Genomic DNA, 16,991 nt, shown 5'->3' on the forward strand with positions numbered 1-16,991 from the left:
GGTTATTTATCTTCATCGTCCAGTGTTAAAGACAACACACCACTTTCACTCAGCGATTTAAACCAGTGAGATGATTTCTTCTGACGGCGATCACGGTTGTTATCAAGATCAATCTCGATCAGCCCGTAACGGTTTTTAAAAGCATTCATCGGCGAGACGTTATCGGTAAAAGCCCAGAGCATATATCCCTGACAATTTGCACCGTCTTCCCGCGCCTTTAATGTCCAGTAAAGATGTTCGGCAATAAATTCAATACGATAATCGTCCTGAATTTCTCCGCTGCTGGCATCACGGAACTGGCCTTCATTTTCAATGCCCATTCCGTTCTCAGCAATAAACCATGGAATATTTCCGTATTCCGTTTTAATGCGCATTGCAAAGTCATAAACAATTTTCGGGTAAATTTCCCAGCCACGGGATTTATTCATCCTGCGGCCCGGCAGTTCAAAATGTTCGTAGTAAAACGCGGGATGGAATGGCGTCTCTTTATTCCATTCACGGGACGGGGCTTTAACACGGTGCGGGTAATACAGATTAATGCCCACTTCGTCCACCGTGTTATTACGGATAACCGCCAGTTCCTGCTCTGAATAATCAAACTGCACGTGGTGCTTTTGCAGCAAATCGAGCAATTCCTGCGGGTATTCGCCTTTAATCATCGGGTCTAAAAATACGCGGTTATAGAATAAATCGTATAAATGCGCCGCCTTCTGATCGTGCGCCGCCGCTGAACGGGCGTACGTCACTTCCGGGTTTAAAATCACGCCCATCGTGCCGTGCGAACCGTAACCTTTACGGTGAAACAGCTCGACGACTTTGGCGGTTGCCAGCACTTTGTGATGATTCCACTGCATCCATTTACCGGTGTTCTGCTCGAAAGGCCAGCGGATTGCGTCCAGATACACGCGGGTTTGCACCACTACCGGCTCGTTGAAAGTGAACCAGCGGCTGACCTTCCCGGCGAAGCGCTCAAGCACTTTATCCGCGTACAGGACAAAAAGCTCAACGACTTTTTTCGAGCCCCAGCCGTCATATTTTTCAAGCAGATACGCCGGTAATTCGTAGTGTTCGAGGCACAGCATCGGCTCAATGCCGTTACGCTTCATCTCATCCAGAAGATTGCCGATGTACGCCGCATATTCCTCATCAACCGTACCCAGTTCGTAGTCGGTGAAAAAGCGCGACCAGTTAACTGAGGTGCGGTAATGCGTCAGCCCGCTGGCCTTCATCAGCGCCACATCTTCTTTATAACGGTTAATGAAATCAGTGGCTTTCGCCGGGCCGTAGCCGTTGTGCCAGACGTGGCGGTTGTTTTTGTACCAGAGATCCAGATACGAATCCTGCCCGTCCTTTTTGCCACTCCAGCCTTCGGTTTGCCACGCAGAAGCCGCCGCACCGAGAATAAACCCGTCAGGAATGGTGATTGAAACTTTGCTCATAATTTTCCTCGTTGTCCCGGATTCAGGCCGTTGCAGCGCGTTTTTGCTGCTGCGCGATAGCGTCAATCTGCGCCTGTTCTGCACGGCGCGAAGCCACTTTGACGAACGGCAGATAAATCAGCACCGCCACCACGATGCAGCCAATTTGGGTAATCACCGCGCCCATCGAACCGGCGGTAGACAGCCAGGCGTTGATGATGGGCGGCGTGGTCCACGGCACCATGACCACGGCACGTCCGGCAAAACCCAGGCTGGTCGCAAAATACCCGATAGTGCCGGTGATGAGCGGCGTGATGATGAACGGGATCGCCAGAATCGGGTTGAGCATGATCGGCATGCCGAAAATCACCGGTTCATTGATGTTGAAGAAGCCCGGCCCCATGGATAATTTGGCGATTTCGCGCATTTCTTTGCGGCGCGTTCCCAGCATGACCGCCAGCAAAAGCCCGATAGTGCAGCCCGAGCCGCCGATGCTCATGTACACATCCCAGAACGGCATGGTGATGATGTTCGGCACTTCATGTCCCTGCTCGAACGCCGTCATGTTCACCATGATCGCGCCCAGCAGCAGCGGCTCACGGATGGGTTTGATCATCTGATTGCCGTGAATACCAATGACCCAGAACAGTTGCGCGACAAACATCAGCAGCAGAATGCCCGGCAGGCTTTGCATCACCGATTCCAGCGGACGCTGGATCACCTGATACACCGCGTCGTACAAATACATGCCGGTCACGCGATGGAAAACGAAGCCGAATGTGGCGACGATAACCACGGTAATAATCGCGGGGATCAGTGCGGAGAACGACGCGGAAACGTTCGGCGGCACACTTTCCGGCATTTTAATCCGCAGGCCGTTAACCTTTTCCAGGCGGGAATATATTTCCACCGAGAGAATGGCAATAAACATGCCAAGGAACAGGCTTTTGGTGTCGGAGAATTGTTTCGCCAGCACGTCTTTCACTTCCTGCATCTGGCCGTTGACCATCATATCGACGGTCGTCGGCGTGACGGCAATAAAACAAATCACCGCCAGCAGGCCGGGAAATAACGAACGCGAGCCGTTAATTTTGCCCAGTTCAATACCAATTAAAAATACCGCGCCGATGGTCAGGAAACTCAGCGTGGCATAGTTAATACTGCTCATAATCGGTTTGAGCGCCGCCAGCCAGGAGAACATTTCAAAGTGGGCTAATCCGTTTTTCGGATCCATCACCATATTTGAAATTAAAACTGAGAATGCCCCCACGATAATGACCGGCATTAACGTGATAAAAGAAGCCTTAATAGCCATGATGTATCTGAGGCTATTAAAAGTATTCGCGAATCCCCCGAGAGAATCGATAAAACGGTCTTTCAGTGACATGACACCACCTCTTTTAATATTGTGTTTTGCTTTACAGGTGTTTGTTTCGCATTGACCTTTTGACGTATCAGAGGATAAAGGTTGAGTGCGAATATAAAGTCAGATTCCGGTTCTGAGAGAAATTCCGTCCATCTTTTGGGTCATTATTGTCTTAATGTGGCATGCCAAAAAATAGCGGAATACGAATTAATTTCTGTGACAGCGTTCTCACATGTGAATATTGGAATTCCAATATGATGAATTCACCCCTTTCTGGTATACCAATTTTGGAGATGTCGATGGAATTCGATCTGGAACAAACGGTAATGGAGTTATTGATCAACGCCGGGGAAGCGCGTTCTAACGCGATGATGGCGATTCAGCACGCCCGCAAAAAGGAATGGGAGCAGGCGGATGCCATGCTGAAAGCCTCAGACGATGCGGCGCGCGTCGCTCACAAAGTGCAGACGCAGCTGATCGGGCTGGATGAAGGCGTGGGAAAAATACCGGTAAATCTGATTATGGTGCATTCGCAGGATCATCTGATGACCGCCATGCTGTGCCGCGAACTGGCCGAAGAAATCGTGTTACTGAGGAAAGAGATGTTTGAAAAACAGTAAATTCAACACGAAACTCCCCTGCGAAAAAGTACAGAGAACTCGTTCAGCTCCTCCCCCTTTCGCAGGGGGAGGAGCTGAGCTTACAGCTCTAAAGCGATTAACTCTTCCACCGTCTGCCTGCGACGAATCAGCCGCGGGACGCCATTTTCGAACAGTACTTCCGGCAGCAGCGGACGGGTGTTGTAGTTAGAAGACATCGATGCGCCATAGGCACCGGTATCGTGGAACACCAGATAATCGCCAATCTGCAACGGTGGGAGCGGGAAGGTTTCAACGCCGCCGCCTGCCTGCTGGGTAAAAACGTCACCGGATTCACACAAAGGCCCGGCAATCACGGATTCCGTCAGCGCCTGACCGCTGAGGTCGCGGCCATCTGCCGGTAACAGCGAAATATGGTGATAACTGCCGTACATCGCCGGACGCATCAGGTCGTTAAACCCGGCGTCGCACAACACGAAATGGCGGCTGCCCATGTTTTTCACCGCACGGATTTGCGCCACCAGCACGCCGGATTCCGCCACCAGGAAACGCCCCGGTTCGATTTCCAGTTTCACTTCATGTCCGAGGTGTGCCGCAATCTGCTCACGCGCACGGTTCCACAAACCAAAATAGTGGCCGGTATCGATAGATTCTTCGTCAAAATGATAAGGAATCGACAATCCGCCGCCCGCTGAAATCGCTTCAATATCTTGTCCGGTTTCAATGACCTGGCGAACCATCGCATCACAAACCTGCTCAAGATGGCCGTAATCCACGCCGGAACCAATGTGCATATGAATGCCCACCAGTTTCAGGCCGTAACGGGTAATTTCAGCCAGCGCCTGCGGTAAATCGGCATGCCAGATCCCGTGTTTGCTGTTCTCACCGCCGGTATTGGTTTTCTGGCTGTGACCGTGGCCGAAGCCCGGATTCACGCGCAGCCACACCGGATGCCCGGCTTTGTGCTGACCAATCTGACTGAGCATATCAATGGAACCGGCGTTTACCGGGATATCCAGTGCCGTCACACGTTCCAGCGTCGGCTGATCCAGCACATCGGCGGTAAACACGATTTCACTGTTTTCACGCCCCGGAATAAAACCGGCCACCAGCGCACGTTCTATTTCGCCCAGCGATACCGAATCCACCTTCACGCCCTGCTCGCGCATCAGGCGAAGAATATGAATATTCGAACAGGCTTTTTGCGCAAAGCGGATCACATCAAATTCACGTAACTGTGCAATACGTTGCTTAATGATTTCAGCGTCATACGCCCAGACCGGGCAACCAAATTGTTGCACAAGCGCCAGCAAATTCGCGGCGTTAAGTGCAGTGGACGTATCGTTCAGGGCGCGGGGCATAAGATTTTCCGTCAGATGAAGGCTGTCATATTTCGTTAAGTATGACGGCAGATGAAGCAGCGATAAAATATCTATTTCAGGCCAGTCTATTCATTTATGATATGGATAAATGCCTTGCCGGAATGCGATAAACTCATGCCCGCTCTCTCCTTGCGCCACATCGAAATCTTTCATGCCGTGATGACCACCGGCAACCTGACCGAAGCCGCTGCGCTGCTCAATACTTCACAGCCAACGGTCAGCCGCGAGCTGGCGCGCTGTGAAAAGCTGCTGGATTTGCAGTTGTTCGAACGCCTGCGCGGGCGTTTATACCCGACGGTGCAGGGTTTGCGGCTGTTTGAAGAAGTGCAGAGATCGTATTACGGGCTGGACCGGATTATCAGCGCAGCGGAAGGGATCCGCCAGTTTGAGCAGGCGCAGCTGTCTATTGCCTGTCTGCCGGTTTTCAGCCAGTCGCTGTTACCGGCGGTCTGTAAGCCGTTTCTCGACAAGTATCCTGACGTCAGTTTTAACATCGTGCCACAGGAATCGCCGCTGCTTGAAGAGTGGCTGTCGGCGCAGCGCCATGATCTGGGTCTGACGGAAAATACCCAGACGCCCGCCGGTACTGAACGCCAGACGCTGATGACGCTCAACGAAGTTTGCGTCCTGCCCGCAGGTCATCCGCTGGCGGCGAAAAAGCGCCTGACACCGCAGGATTTCAGCGGCCTGAACTTTATCAGTTTGTCGGCCACCGACAGCTACCGGCAGTTACTGGATACGCTGTTCGCCGAGCAGCAGGTCACCCGGCGGCTGGTGATGGAAACACACAGTGCCGCGTCGGTATGCAGCATGGTGCGCGAAGGCGCGGGCGTGTCAGTGGTCAATCCGCTGACGGCGCTGGATTATGCCGAACGCGACCACGGCGTGGTGATCCGCGAATTCAGCGTCGCCGTGCCGTTTACGGTCAGCCTGATCAAACCGCTGCACCGGCCTGCTTCCGCGCTGGTCACGACGTTTACCGAACATTGTCATCAGCAGGCACAACGGTTCGCAGAACACCTGGAGGTGGTCGTCGGCGGCTGATCTTGTAAATGATAATCATTATCCATAACATGCGGGCACTGTCCCGCTATGGAAAATGAGGATCCCAATGAAAAAGCTGTTACTTCTGGCCACGCTTGCACTGACCGCCTGCTCGACCGCACCGCACAATACCGCCGTTCCCGCCACCGCGCCTTCAGGCCAGATTCAGGATTTACGCACCGGAAAAACGCTGACGCCGGATCAGCTGCTCCGCCAGCTTGCCGCCGCGCCAGGGGTCATCGTCGGCGAAAAACATGACAACCCCGCGCATCATCAGATTGAAAACTGGCTGGTTCAGAGCCTGCCGGAGATCCGCCCGCAGGGCAGCGTGCTGATGGAAATGCTGACGCCGGATCAGCAGCCGAAAGTCGATCAGGTAAAAGCCTGGCTGCAAACCGGCGCGCAAGCGCGGCCTGCCCGGGTTGCAGAGCTGATTAACTGGCAGAAAAGCTGGGACTGGACGATGTACGGCGATGTGGTGATGACCGCGATAAAAGCGCCGTATCCGCTGCTTTCCGCCAATCTGGATCGCAGTGAAATCATGGCATTTTACGAAAAACCCGTCTTCCCGGCAGGCGTTCACGCGGCGGATCCGCGGGTTCGTGATGCCATCAGCGACACCATCCGCACTTCCCATCAGCAAAATATCGATGCAAAGCAGTTACATGCGATGCTCGCCATTCAGCAACAACGCGATCGCCGCATGGCTGAGCGTCTGCTGGCCGCGCCTGCGCCCGCATTGCTGATTGCCGGGGGCTATCACGCCGGAAAAAGTATCGGCGTGCCGGTGCATATTCAGGATCTGGATCCTCAGGCGTCTGTCACCGTTCTGATACTGGCCGAAAAAGGCATAGTGATTGATAAATCACAGGCCGATTTTGTCTGGACGACGGCAGCCGTGGCGGCGAAATCCGCGCCCTGATAACCCCTGATTTATTGTGACCATTGAAATTAAATTGTGGAGGAATCGAAAGTTTCTTGTTAAGACCCATTACAAATGATTACTATTATCAAATAATATTGAATCTCATTATCATTTTAATGGACTAAATGACTACTTACTCTCCTTCCGGCTCTCCGGCTGCTGCGGCGTTTGTCTTCCGCCCTCAGCGCCGGAGTCTCGGCTTTCTCTTATCAGTGACGCTTCACGTCGCGCTGGCCGCATTTTTCCTGTGGTCCGCGCCCGTACCGCCACCTGTCGAACTGCCGCCTCCCGCCGTCATGCTGACGTTTTCCGCTGATATCGAAAATAACCAACTGACTAAACCGCTGCCGGTAGGCATTGTGCAGGCGGTGGATTCGGCTGCGTCCAGCCAGCAGGAAGCCGTGCAGCAGCAGCAAAAAAACATCACGCCGCCGGTCAATGAAAGCGCGGAAATCAAACTGGTTCAGCAGCATAAGAAACCGAAAGAACAGCAAAAACGCCCGAAACCGGTACAGAAAACGCAGGAGCGCTCGCAGGATCAAACCCGCGCTTCCGCTGCCAGTGCTGCCGCGCCACCGGCAACCGCAAACCTTTCCGACAAAATCGCCGCACCGATGAACAGCGATTCTACGCAGTCCGCCAGCGCGAAAGTGACATGGGAAACCCGGGTGAAGGTGCAGCTCAATCGCCTGAAAAAATATCCGCAGGATGCGATTGCGCGCCACCGGACGGGTGTCGCACAGGTGGCGTTTGTCGTGGATGCGCGGGGAGAAATTGTCAGCAGCCGCCTGCTGAAATCTTCCGGCACGATGTCGATGGATCGCGAAGCGCTGGCTGTTTTGCAACGCGCCAGCCCGTTGCCGCCACCGCCGGGCGATATGCTGAAGGCCGGACAAGTGCCGGTCAGTATGCCGCTTGAATTCTCACTCAGCGACGGCAGCAGCCGGAAGTCGTAAAACCAAACGGTTAATACCTTTATTCCTGAGTCTTTCAGGGAAGATTTATTTTTTTCAATATCATCGGGCCACTATGACTTTTTCACGTTTTATTACGCTGTTACTGGCGGGGACTCTCTTTTTCTGCGCGACGGCAACTGCTGAATTCCAGCCGCCGGTCGCTGAAATACATCCGCATATTTTGAGCAGTGCAACGGAGCGCCGGACGGACAATTATTACTGGCTGCGCGACGATTCCCGGCAGGTTCCTGAGGTCCTGAATTATCTGCGTGCGGAGAACCAGTACAGCGCGCAGGTCATGTCGCGCTGGTCAGATTTGACCAACACGCTGTATCAGGAAATGCGCCTGCGTCAGGGCGAACACACCGAATCCGTGCCCTACGAATTACGCGGTTATCGCTATCAGCAGCGTTATTTGCCGGGCCAGGATTACGCACAATATCTGCGTCAGCCGGTTGGTGGAAATACCGTCTGGCAGACGCTGGCCGATGCCAGCCAGCGTGCGGCGGGCAAAAAGTTTTATCAGTTTGGCGGGCTGGAAATCAGTCAGGATAATCAGCAGATGGCCATTGCCGAAGATACGCAGGGGCGTCGCCAGTTTGCCGTCAGCCTGCGCAATCTCACCACCGGCCGCTGGCAAAACGACGTACTGCACAATACCTCGGGAAGTATGGCGTGGTCTGCCGACGGAAATTACCTGTTTTACATCCGTAATCACCCGCAAACGCTGATGCCGTATCAGGTTTATCGCCACAAAATCGGCACACCGGTGGCGCAGGACGCGCTGGTTTACGAAGAGAAAGATGGCGGATTTTACCTCGGCCTTTCCCGTTCGGCGTCCGGTGATTTCCTGATTATTCTCAGCAGCGGCAGTACGTCGTCTGAAGTTCATCTGATCCCGGCCGCCAGTCCGCTGGCGGTTCCGCAGCGCTTCGCGCCACGTCGTGCGGGCGTTGAATATTATCTGGATCATTACCGCGGCCAGTTCTTCATCCGCTCCAACCTGCACAGCCCGCATTTCGGTCTGTATCAGACGGCTCGCATCACAGGTCAGTGGCAAACGCTGATCGCGCCAGACGATAACCGTGATCTGGAAAACTTCGCCCTGTTCCGCCGCCATCTGGTATTGCAGATTCGCAGTCAGGGACGTGTGCAGCTCGAACAGATTGGCCGGGAAGACCACAAAACGCGAACCGTGCCGTTCGATGAAGAAAGTTACATGGCGTGGCTGGGTTCCAACCCCAGCCCGGAAACCGACAAGCTGCGTTACGGCTATTCCTCGATGACCACGCCAACCACGATTTATGAATGGGACATGGCGACCGGTACCCGCACGCTGTTGCAGCAAAAGCCGGTCGAAGGCGTTGATCCGGCGAATTACGCCAGTCAGCGGCTGATGATTACCGCACGCGACGGCGTGCAGGTGCCGGTTTCGCTGGTGTACCGCAAATCGCTGTTTGAGAAAGACCGGAATCCGCTGCTGGCGTACGGCTACGGCGCGTACGGCATGAGCATGGATCCGGCGTTCAGCGCCAGCCGCGTCAGCTTGCTGGATCGCGGTTTTGTGTTCGCACTGATCCACGTTCGCGGCGGCGGCGAGCTGGGCCAGCAGTGGTATCAGCAAGGGAAACTTGACAAAAAACCGAATACCTTCAATGACTTTATTGATGCCACGCAGGCGCTGGCGGAGAAAGGTTTCGGCCAGCCGGGGCATTTATATGCTCAGGGCGGCAGCGCGGGCGGTCTGCTGGTGGGTGCCGTCATCAATCAGGCACCGGCGCTGTTTCACGCGGTCGTGGCGCAGGTGCCTTTCGTCGATGTGCTGACCACCATGTCTGACCCTACGTTACCGCTCACCGAAGGCGAGTACGAAGAGTGGGGAAATCCGGCGCAGCCCGCCGCCTATCAGACCATCAAATCCTACAGCCCTTACGACAATGTGCGACCGGTCGCTTATCCGAATCTGTTTGTGACAGCCGGATTGTACGACTCACAAGTGCCCTACTGGGAACCGGCGAAATGGGTCGCCAGATTACGCGCCATGAATCAGGGGAATTCCCTGATCTTACTGTCCACCGAAATGGCCGCCGGGCATGGCGGGAAATCAGGCCGCCTGAACCGCCTGAAAAATACCGCGCAGGAATACAGTTTCATCCTTGAGATGGACAAAAATAATAATAATCGCAGTCTCCGTTTTTAATTTATGGAACGCAATGCAAAGCAATAACGATTAGAAAATATCGCTCCTCGAGGGAATATGAAAAATAAACTTTTCACCGGCATATTGAGTGCCGGTTTAACGCTGGCCGCACCGCTGGCAATTGCTGACACCACTGATTCAGAAAACAATAAAGAAACCGTCGCCTTCAGCCCGCTGAAAGTTTCCGCGGCAAAAATAAACAGTGAACATGAAGCGATGGCAAAGCCCGGCGCGTTCAGCTCGCGCGGCGAAAACACCAACCTGCAATCGACCGATTCCGTGTTGCGCGGCATACCCGGCACCTTCACGCAAATTGACCCGAGCCAGGGCACGGTAGACATCAATATTCGCGGAATGTCCGGCTTTGGCCGCGTCAACACCATGATCGACGGCGTCACCCAAAACTTCTACGGCTCCTCAGTACCGGGCGGGATTTCCCACGGCTCGACGAGCAGCGCGGCGGGCGCACTGATCGACCCGAATTTCCTGGTCGGCATTGATGTCTCGCGCGGCTCCAGCGCCGGTTCAGCCGGGGTTAACGCCCTCGCGGGCAGCGCCAACCTGCGCACTATCGGCGTGGATGACGTGATTTTTTCCGACAATCCGTTCGGGATCCGCACCCGCTTTTCCGCCGGGAATAACGGCATCGGCGAAAGCGGTATGGTGGCGGTGGCGGGCAAAACAGACGCCTTCACCGACACCGGCAGTTTTGGCATTATGACGGCTATCAGCGGCAGTTCTATCGATGCTAATTTCAAAAATGGCGACGGTCAAAACAGCAGCGATTTCGGCTACGAAAAGAGTTACCGCCAGAATCCGAAATCCCAGTTAGTGAAAGTGGATATTAAACCGGATGAATTTAACTCTATTGAATTATCCGGGCGGCATTACGGGAATAAATTTACCCAGCGTGATATCCGCAGCGATGACTTCTATGTGAAATATCATTTCGCGCCCTTTTCTGAGCTGGTGGATTTTAATCTGATGCTCAGCACCAGCCGCGGGAATCAAAAGTATAACGAGGACACGCTTTATACTTTTTATAATACCGATGCCAGCAATCAGTCCGACGCTCTCGATATTAATAATACCTCACGCTTTACGCTTGCTGACGTGGATTTGGCGTGGAGTTATGGCAGCAAGCTGATGCGAAATAAGTACGATAAAAACATCAACAGCAACGCCTGGGATCCGGATAACCCGGATGCGGCAGAACAGTCCATCGAGAACAACACTTTCCAGCCTTCCGGCAAGCAGGATGTTTACAGTCTGTATACCGGACTGGAGCTGAAAAAAGGCATCTGGCAGGCCAACTTTGACCTGAATTACAGCTATTACGATCTCAGCGGATACAAACCGGCGTGCGATCCGCGCGTCGCCTGTTTCCCGCAGGGCGGACAGGATATTCATTTAACTGAAGACGGATTTAACCCGTCGGTCATGTTGTCAGCGGAAGTCCGGCCGTGGTTCCAGCCGTTCGTCAGCTACAGCAAATCCATGCGCGGTCCGAACGTTCAGGAAGTGTTTTTCTCCAACTCCGGCGGCGCCTCCATGAACCCGTTCCTGAAAGGCGAACGGGCTGAAACCTACCAGATTGGTTTCAACTCCACCGCCGGTAACCTGTTGTTTGAAGAGGATGCTTTCCGCCTGAAGGCCCTGTATTACACCAGCAGAATCAAGAATTACATCTACAGCGAATCCTTTATGGTGTGCCGCAATGGCCGCAAATGCAGCATCGGCGAAAATATTCAAAACGACTGGGAAGATGCCAGCGATGAGTATTCCGACAACATGTATATCTACGTGAATTCCCTGTCGCCGGTGCGCACACACGGCGTCGAGATTGAAGCGGAATATGATACCGGACGCGCCTTCGCCAAACTCTCGTTCAGCAAGGAACACACCAATCAGCCGACGTCGATCGCCACCGGTTCCTTTGGCGTCGGCAATATTAACGAGCTGCCGCAACTGTATTTCACGGTGGATACCGGCGTGCGTTTCCTCGATGAATCCCTGACCGTAGGCTCGCTGGTGAAATACACGGGGAAAACCCGCCGCACATCGCCGGAACAGAACTTCAACGAAAAAACCGGCGCGCTGGAAAACGAAGATATGCCGAAGATCCCGACGATTGTCGATCTCTACAGCACCTACGAAATCAACCGTAATGTGATGCTGAAATTCACCGTGCAGAACCTGATGGATAAAGATTATTCAGAAGCCCTGAATAAACTGAATTCTATGTACGGCCAGAATGACCCGGGCACGTCGGTTAACACAGCGCGCGGCCGGACGTATATCGCGGGCGGCGAAATCCGCTTCTGATCGCGTCACCTCAGAAAAAGCAAAAAAAGGCCACGCAGAAATCATTCCGCGTGGCCCTTTCAACACATTTCTTACCGGTTACGCGACGGCTTTCTCAGCCTTTTTCGCCGCACGGCGGAAAGTGATCACGCAAAGCACAAAGCCGGCTGCGCCCAAACCGCCCGCCGCCAGCGGAACAACGCTCAGGCCAAGCCCGCGTTCAATCACCACGCCGCCCACCCAGGCACCCAGCGCATTACCGACGTTGAAGGCTGCAATATTGAGCGTCGACACCAGATTGGGCGCGTGTTTACCGTAGGTCACCACGTTCACCTGCAAGGCCGGTACGGCGGCGAAGTTCACCATCGCCCAGATGAACAGCGTGATTTCCGCGGCCACCAGATGCACGCTGGTGAAGCTGAACAGCACGGAAAACACGGCGATCAGCAGGAAAGTCATGGTCAGGGAAACGCCCAGACGCCAGTCCGCCAGACGCCCGCCAACCACGTTACCGATGGTCAGGCCGAGGCCAATCAGCAGCAGCGTCCAGCTGACGCCGTGCTCAGAAACGCCGGTGATTTCGGTCAGGATTGGCGCGATATAGGTGAAAAGTGCGAACATCGCCGCAGAAAAGAAGATAGTAATCGACAGCGACAGCCACAAACCCAGGCTGCCCAGCGCACGGATTTCTTTACGCAGATCAGTCGGTTCTTCCTCTTTCTTATCCGGCAGCTTTTTATACAGCGCAAACAGCGACGCCACACCGATGACAGAAACGACCCAGAAAGTTGAACGCCAGCCAAAAGCCTGCCCCAGCGCGGTGCCCAGCGGAACACCCAGCACGTTCGCCAGCGTCAGGCCGGTAAACATCAGCGCCACCGCAGAAGCACGGCGGTTCGGTGCCACCAGACTGGCCGCCACGACCGCGCCAATCCCGAAGAATGCGCCGTGGCACAGTGCGGTGATCACACGCGCCAGCATCAGGAAGCCGTAGCTATAGGACAACGCACACATCACGTTGCCGATAATAAAGATGCTCATCAGCAGCAGCAGGGTTTTCTTGCGCGGCAGTTTGGCGGTCAGCACGGCCATAATTGGCGCGCCGATAGCCACGCCCAGCGCATAGTCGCTGATTAACCAGCCTGCGGAAGGAATGCTGACATTCAGATCACCCGCCACATTGGGCAACAGCCCCATGATGACGAATTCGGTGGTACCGATGGCAAATGCGCTTAGCGCCAGTGCCAGGAGTGCGACAGGCATAAAAACTCCGGATATTTTAGTTATGTTTAATGGCTCCGGTATTCCACCGGATTGGCTTAAATACCACGTTGATCACACTTTTGACCAGACGCAGTCTGTGCCCTTACTGCCTGCAAAACGTTCAATATCCGGATTAATCTTTACATAACAATACATTGCATAAAATGCGATAAAAGCGGAAAAGGAACCGATTCCAGTAAGCGCCTTGCGCAGCGGCTCAGCGTTTTTCATCCGTCAGGGACAGCCAGCGCGGATGCCCTTTGAACCATTCCACCAGGAAATCGAGCAAAGCACGCAGCGCCGCAGGCATCTGCCGCCGTGACGCGTAAATCGCGTAAATCCCCATTTCCTGCGGCTGCCAGCCTTCCAGCAGGGAAACCAGCTGCCCGCGGGCAATCAGTGGCGCCGCCGAATAATAAGGCTGCATGACGATCCCCGCGCCTTCCACCGCGCCGGTCAGCAATACCAGCGATTCATTGGCGCTCAGGTTACCGCTCACCGGCACCGTCACTTTTTCGCCCTGATGCTCAAACTGCCACAGGCTTTTGCCAAAATAGGTGTACGTCAGACAGTTGTGGACGCTCAGATCCTGCGGATGCAATGGCGTTCCCTGCGCGGCCAGATAAGCCGGAGATGCGCACACCACCGACGGACACAGTGCCAGCGGACGGGCAATCAGATTCGGATCCAGATCGTTAGTAATGCGCAGCGCCAGATCGATGCGATCTTCCACCAGATTGATTGCCCGGCTTTCCAGTTGCAGATCGATACTCACCTGCGGGTGTCGGCGCAGAAATTCGCTGACCGCAATCACCACCGCGCCCTGCCCGAAAGATTGCGAACAACTCAGGCGCAGCAAACCGCGCAGCGCTTCGTCACCGGTATCCGCCACGCTGGCCATTTCCGCCGCCACCGACAGCATTTTCCGGCACCGCGCCAGCGTGTTTTCGCCCGCATCGGTCAGGCTGAGTTTTCGCGTCGAGCGGTGCAGCAGGCGCGCGCCCGACCACTTTTCCATCTCCGACAGATAACGCGTCACCATCGCCCGTGACATATTCAGCGACTCGGCGGCATTGATCATGCTTCCGCGTTCGACGATGGCAACAAAAACTTGTGCAGCGGTAATTCTGTCCATGATTCGTCCGGTTTATGCAACAAACAGTTGCGCATTATCCGGTTTTTCCCGCGGATTATGCAACGTACAGTAGATGCTTACTGAACGTGATTATTTTTGCTCTCTGAGGAAATGCTATGCGCTTGTGCCTGAAACCCCTGACCCTGATCGTTGCTCTGCTGGGCAGCAGCCTGTCCGCTCATGCCGCCACCGCGCTGAAAATGGACGTTTATAACCCCGGTGAAAAAAGCGTATTTCCAGTGTCTTCTGAAATTATTACCGGCGAAAAAGACGCGGTGCTGATCGACGCACAGTTCCAGCGCAATGACGCGCAGAAGCTGGTGGAGATGATCAAAGCGACCGGCAAAAAGCTGACCACCGTGTACATCAGCCAGTCGGATCCGGATTTTTACTTTGGCCTGGACGTGATCCACGCGGCATTCCCGGAGGCTAAAATTATCGCCACACAGGCAACGGTCGATCAGATCAATGCCACCAAAGACGGCAAAGTCGCTTTCTGGGGCCCCCAACTGAAAGACAACGCGCCGAAATCGGTCGTCGTACCGGCTCCGCTGAAAGGCACATCTTTTGAACTGGAAGGCCACAAGTTTGAAATTCAGGGCGTGGATGCAGAACGTACTTTCGTGTGGATCCCGTCGCTGAAAGCCGTCGTCGGCGGTGTGCTGGTGAATGGCGACAACATGCATGTCTGGACTGCCGATACGCAAACCACGACATCGCGCAAACAGTGGGTCGAAGCGCTGGATGAAATCGCCGGGCTGAAACCGTCCGTTGTGGTGCCGGGGCATTTCCTGCCAGGCGCTTCTCAGACGCTGGAAGCAGTGAAATTCACCCGCAACTATCTGCTGACGCTGGAAAAAGAACGACCAAAAGCGAAAGATTCTGCCACGCTGGTCGCTGCGATGAAAAAACATTATCCGCAGCTGAAAGACGATTCTTCATTACAGCTGAGTGCAAAAGTATTGAAAGGCGAAATGAAGTGGCCGCAGTGAATACACTTTTTTAAATAATGAATAAAAACTGACGGCGATATTATTTATCGCCGTTTTTTATTTTCAGAAAGTATAGAAAATTCTCTTTATTATTAATCATTGTGTTAGCCATTCGCCTTTCCTAAACAGCCGAAAAATCCTTTATTAAACAATAACAACACATTAATCAGCAATTGAAGCCTCACTTTCCCCGTATTAGACTCCGCACGGCATTACACTTCCCCAAAAGGTACAGGGAAAATCCTATTCATTCTGGGATTACCCACCTCAATTTATATAAAGGAATATTATGAATTGGTATATCAAGGCACTTAAGAATTACTCCACATTTTCTGGCCGCGCGCGAAGAAGAGAGTACTGGTGGTTTACCCTTTTTAATGGCCTTATCTCAATGGGCGTAACTTTGATTGCCCTGTTATTTGGCGATGATTGGATTATATCGACGCTTTACTCTTTATTCGCGTTGTTACCGGGTATGGCAGTTATGGTTCGCCGTAATCATGATGCAGGTTACAGCGGCTGGTGGATCCTCTGCCCCGTTTTTAACCTGATCCTGATGTTCTTCAAAAGCGATCCTGAAGATAACCGCTTTGGCCCTTATCCGGCGGAATAAAAGGGTGAAATCGGGTGCCAGATTGGGCACCCGCATTACTGAAAGCAATAATTCAACCTACGGTGTCACTCTGACAAATTGCCCTTCGGCCTGCACGTTGTGTCCGAAGCCGCAGTCACCGGTGGTATGCAGTTTCACGTTCTGCGGATCGAAATTCATGTCCACGCTGCATTCACCGTCACCCGCAGAGGCGTCGTCGGCTTCATGGTAAACCGCGTGATGATCTTTAATGGCCGTCACCACCGAAAATTCGCCGGTATTCGGGCCGTAATACAACGACATTTGCCCCATGTACATGCCGGTGAAATCGATTTTGAACTGCGCTTCTTCCGCTTTGACTTCCACCAGATTCCAGCTGCCGAAACCGGCATATTGCCAGTAAACGCCTGCCGGAGATTCCGGTTGCGGTAAGGCATCCAGTTTTGGCTGAATCTGCCCCAGATTGTACTGCGATTTTTTGTCCGAAGGCGCCAGCATCAGCCAGGCTTTGGCTTTCAGGTAATCTCCCTGCTTTATATAGGTCAGCGCGATGTTGTTGTAAGCCGTCGCAATCTGGTCCTGAGGTTTGTGGCAAAACTCACTCCAGGCCACCTGATTACGGAAAATCTCCCGCGCCTTGGCGAATTCCCCTTGCTGATACGCCACTTTTCCGGCGGCCGCATAGATGCCCGCTTTTACGCAATCATTCGCAATATCCGGTTCATCAATCTGAGCAAACGCCTCAACACTGGCAAAACATCCTGCCACCAGCAGTAAATTCACTGCGACTTTCATCAAACATCCTTCTACTTTTG

Annotated in this window: 14 protein-coding genes; 8 read left to right on the forward strand and 6 right to left on the reverse strand. The window is 53.6% G+C overall.

The features are described from left to right. Positions 1-2 precede the first annotated feature (2 nt). Together J8X26_RS07425 and J8X26_RS07430 are read right to left on the reverse strand one after the other, a co-directional pair. A complete protein-coding gene (locus J8X26_RS07425) occupies positions 3-1,439 on the reverse strand; it encodes a glycoside hydrolase family 1 protein (protein ID WP_165061735.1) in 1,437 nt (478 codons plus the stop codon). A 22-nt stretch (positions 1,440-1,461) separates the two neighbouring features. Further along, positions 1,462-2,805 carry a PTS sugar transporter subunit IIC gene (locus J8X26_RS07430; RefSeq protein WP_208950557.1) on the reverse strand — a complete coding sequence of 448 codons (1,344 nt, stop codon included), beginning with the start codon at positions 2,803-2,805 and terminating at the stop codon, positions 1,462-1,464. A gap of 278 nt (positions 2,806-3,083) precedes the next feature. On the opposite strand from J8X26_RS07430, the gene J8X26_RS07435 reads away from it, so the two are divergent. After that, on the forward strand, positions 3,084-3,404 hold the full coding sequence (locus J8X26_RS07435; protein ID WP_152325444.1) for a PTS lactose/cellobiose transporter subunit IIA: 321 nt from the start codon (positions 3,084-3,086) through the stop codon (positions 3,402-3,404). Between the two features lie 80 nt (positions 3,405-3,484). Here the strand turns inward: J8X26_RS07435 and lysA are convergent, their stop codons facing one another. Further along, the gene (gene lysA, locus J8X26_RS07440) at positions 3,485-4,744 is read right to left on the reverse strand and encodes a diaminopimelate decarboxylase (protein WP_208950558.1); all 1,260 of its coding nucleotides are present in this window, start codon (positions 4,742-4,744) and stop codon (positions 3,485-3,487) included. A 135-nt stretch (positions 4,745-4,879) separates the two neighbouring features. Here lysA and J8X26_RS07445 point away from each other — a divergent pair, with 135 nt between their 5' ends. The 5 genes from J8X26_RS07445 (at position 4,880) to J8X26_RS07465 (ending at position 12,215) form a co-directional block, all read left to right on the forward strand. After that, complete coding sequence (locus tag J8X26_RS07445) at positions 4,880-5,809, forward strand: LysR family transcriptional regulator (RefSeq protein ID WP_208950559.1); 930 nt, start codon at positions 4,880-4,882, stop codon at positions 5,807-5,809. 67 nt (positions 5,810-5,876) lie between these two features. Then, positions 5,877-6,731: a ChaN family lipoprotein gene (locus tag J8X26_RS07450; protein ID WP_208950560.1), complete on the forward strand. Its 855-nt coding sequence runs from the start codon at positions 5,877-5,879 to the stop codon at positions 6,729-6,731. A 128-nt stretch (positions 6,732-6,859) separates the two neighbouring features. After that, positions 6,860-7,690: an energy transducer TonB gene (locus tag J8X26_RS07455; RefSeq protein ID WP_208950561.1), complete on the forward strand. Its 831-nt coding sequence runs from the start codon at positions 6,860-6,862 to the stop codon at positions 7,688-7,690. 73 nt (positions 7,691-7,763) lie between these two features. Next, a complete protein-coding gene (locus J8X26_RS07460; RefSeq protein WP_208950562.1) occupies positions 7,764-9,890 on the forward strand; it encodes a S9 family peptidase in 2,127 nt (708 codons plus the stop codon). A gap of 57 nt (positions 9,891-9,947) precedes the next feature. Further along, positions 9,948-12,215: a TonB-dependent receptor domain-containing protein gene (locus J8X26_RS07465; RefSeq protein WP_208950563.1), complete on the forward strand. Its 2,268-nt coding sequence runs from the start codon at positions 9,948-9,950 to the stop codon at positions 12,213-12,215. A gap of 78 nt (positions 12,216-12,293) precedes the next feature. Here the strand turns inward: J8X26_RS07465 and J8X26_RS07470 are convergent, their stop codons facing one another. Then, positions 12,294-13,457 (reverse strand): MFS transporter, encoded by a 1,164-nt coding sequence (locus J8X26_RS07470; protein ID WP_208950564.1) that lies wholly within the window; start codon positions 13,455-13,457, stop codon positions 12,294-12,296. 217 nt (positions 13,458-13,674) lie between these two features. Then, on the reverse strand, positions 13,675-14,592 hold the full coding sequence (locus tag J8X26_RS07475; RefSeq protein WP_208950565.1) for a LysR family transcriptional regulator: 918 nt from the start codon (positions 14,590-14,592) through the stop codon (positions 13,675-13,677). Between the two features lie 116 nt (positions 14,593-14,708). Between J8X26_RS07475 and J8X26_RS07480 the strand changes: the two genes are divergently transcribed. Further along, on the forward strand, positions 14,709-15,584 hold the full coding sequence (locus tag J8X26_RS07480; RefSeq protein ID WP_193333120.1) for an MBL fold metallo-hydrolase: 876 nt from the start codon (positions 14,709-14,711) through the stop codon (positions 15,582-15,584). A gap of 289 nt (positions 15,585-15,873) precedes the next feature. After that, positions 15,874-16,197: a DUF805 domain-containing protein gene (locus J8X26_RS07485; protein WP_208950566.1), complete on the forward strand. Its 324-nt coding sequence runs from the start codon at positions 15,874-15,876 to the stop codon at positions 16,195-16,197. Between the two features lie 57 nt (positions 16,198-16,254). On the opposite strand, the gene J8X26_RS07490 is transcribed toward J8X26_RS07485, so the two are convergent. Next, complete coding sequence (locus tag J8X26_RS07490) at positions 16,255-16,971, reverse strand: tetratricopeptide repeat protein (RefSeq protein ID WP_152325415.1); 717 nt, start codon at positions 16,969-16,971, stop codon at positions 16,255-16,257. Positions 16,972-16,991 lie beyond the last annotated feature (20 nt).

The organism is Rahnella sp. ChDrAdgB13, assembly GCF_017655185.1.
GTDB lineage: Bacteria > Pseudomonadota > Gammaproteobacteria > Enterobacterales > Enterobacteriaceae > Rahnella > Rahnella contaminans.

Coding starts and splice junctions, on each gene's coding strand:
- J8X26_RS07490 (WP_152325415.1), bottom strand. CDS start 16,971: ATGAAAGTCGCAGTGAATTTACTGCTGGTGGCAGGATGTTTTGCCAGT.
- J8X26_RS07465 (WP_208950563.1), top strand. CDS start 9,948: ATGAAAAATAAACTTTTCACCGGCATATTGAGTGCCGGTTTAACGCTG.
- J8X26_RS07445 (WP_208950559.1), top strand. CDS start 4,880: ATGCCCGCTCTCTCCTTGCGCCACATCGAAATCTTTCATGCCGTGATG.
- J8X26_RS07480 (WP_193333120.1), top strand. CDS start 14,709: ATGCGCTTGTGCCTGAAACCCCTGACCCTGATCGTTGCTCTGCTGGGC.
- J8X26_RS07475 (WP_208950565.1), bottom strand. CDS start 14,592: ATGGACAGAATTACCGCTGCACAAGTTTTTGTTGCCATCGTCGAACGC.
- J8X26_RS07430 (WP_208950557.1), bottom strand. CDS start 2,805: ATGTCACTGAAAGACCGTTTTATCGATTCTCTCGGGGGATTCGCGAAT.
- lysA (WP_208950558.1), bottom strand. CDS start 4,744: ATGCCCCGCGCCCTGAACGATACGTCCACTGCACTTAACGCCGCGAAT.
- J8X26_RS07485 (WP_208950566.1), top strand. CDS start 15,874: ATGAATTGGTATATCAAGGCACTTAAGAATTACTCCACATTTTCTGGC.
- J8X26_RS07435 (WP_152325444.1), top strand. CDS start 3,084: ATGGAATTCGATCTGGAACAAACGGTAATGGAGTTATTGATCAACGCC.
- J8X26_RS07460 (WP_208950562.1), top strand. CDS start 7,764: ATGACTTTTTCACGTTTTATTACGCTGTTACTGGCGGGGACTCTCTTT.
- J8X26_RS07425 (WP_165061735.1), bottom strand. CDS start 1,439: ATGAGCAAAGTTTCAATCACCATTCCTGACGGGTTTATTCTCGGTGCG.
- J8X26_RS07470 (WP_208950564.1), bottom strand. CDS start 13,457: ATGCCTGTCGCACTCCTGGCACTGGCGCTAAGCGCATTTGCCATCGGT.
- J8X26_RS07455 (WP_208950561.1), top strand. CDS start 6,860: ATGACTACTTACTCTCCTTCCGGCTCTCCGGCTGCTGCGGCGTTTGTC.
- J8X26_RS07450 (WP_208950560.1), top strand. CDS start 5,877: ATGAAAAAGCTGTTACTTCTGGCCACGCTTGCACTGACCGCCTGCTCG.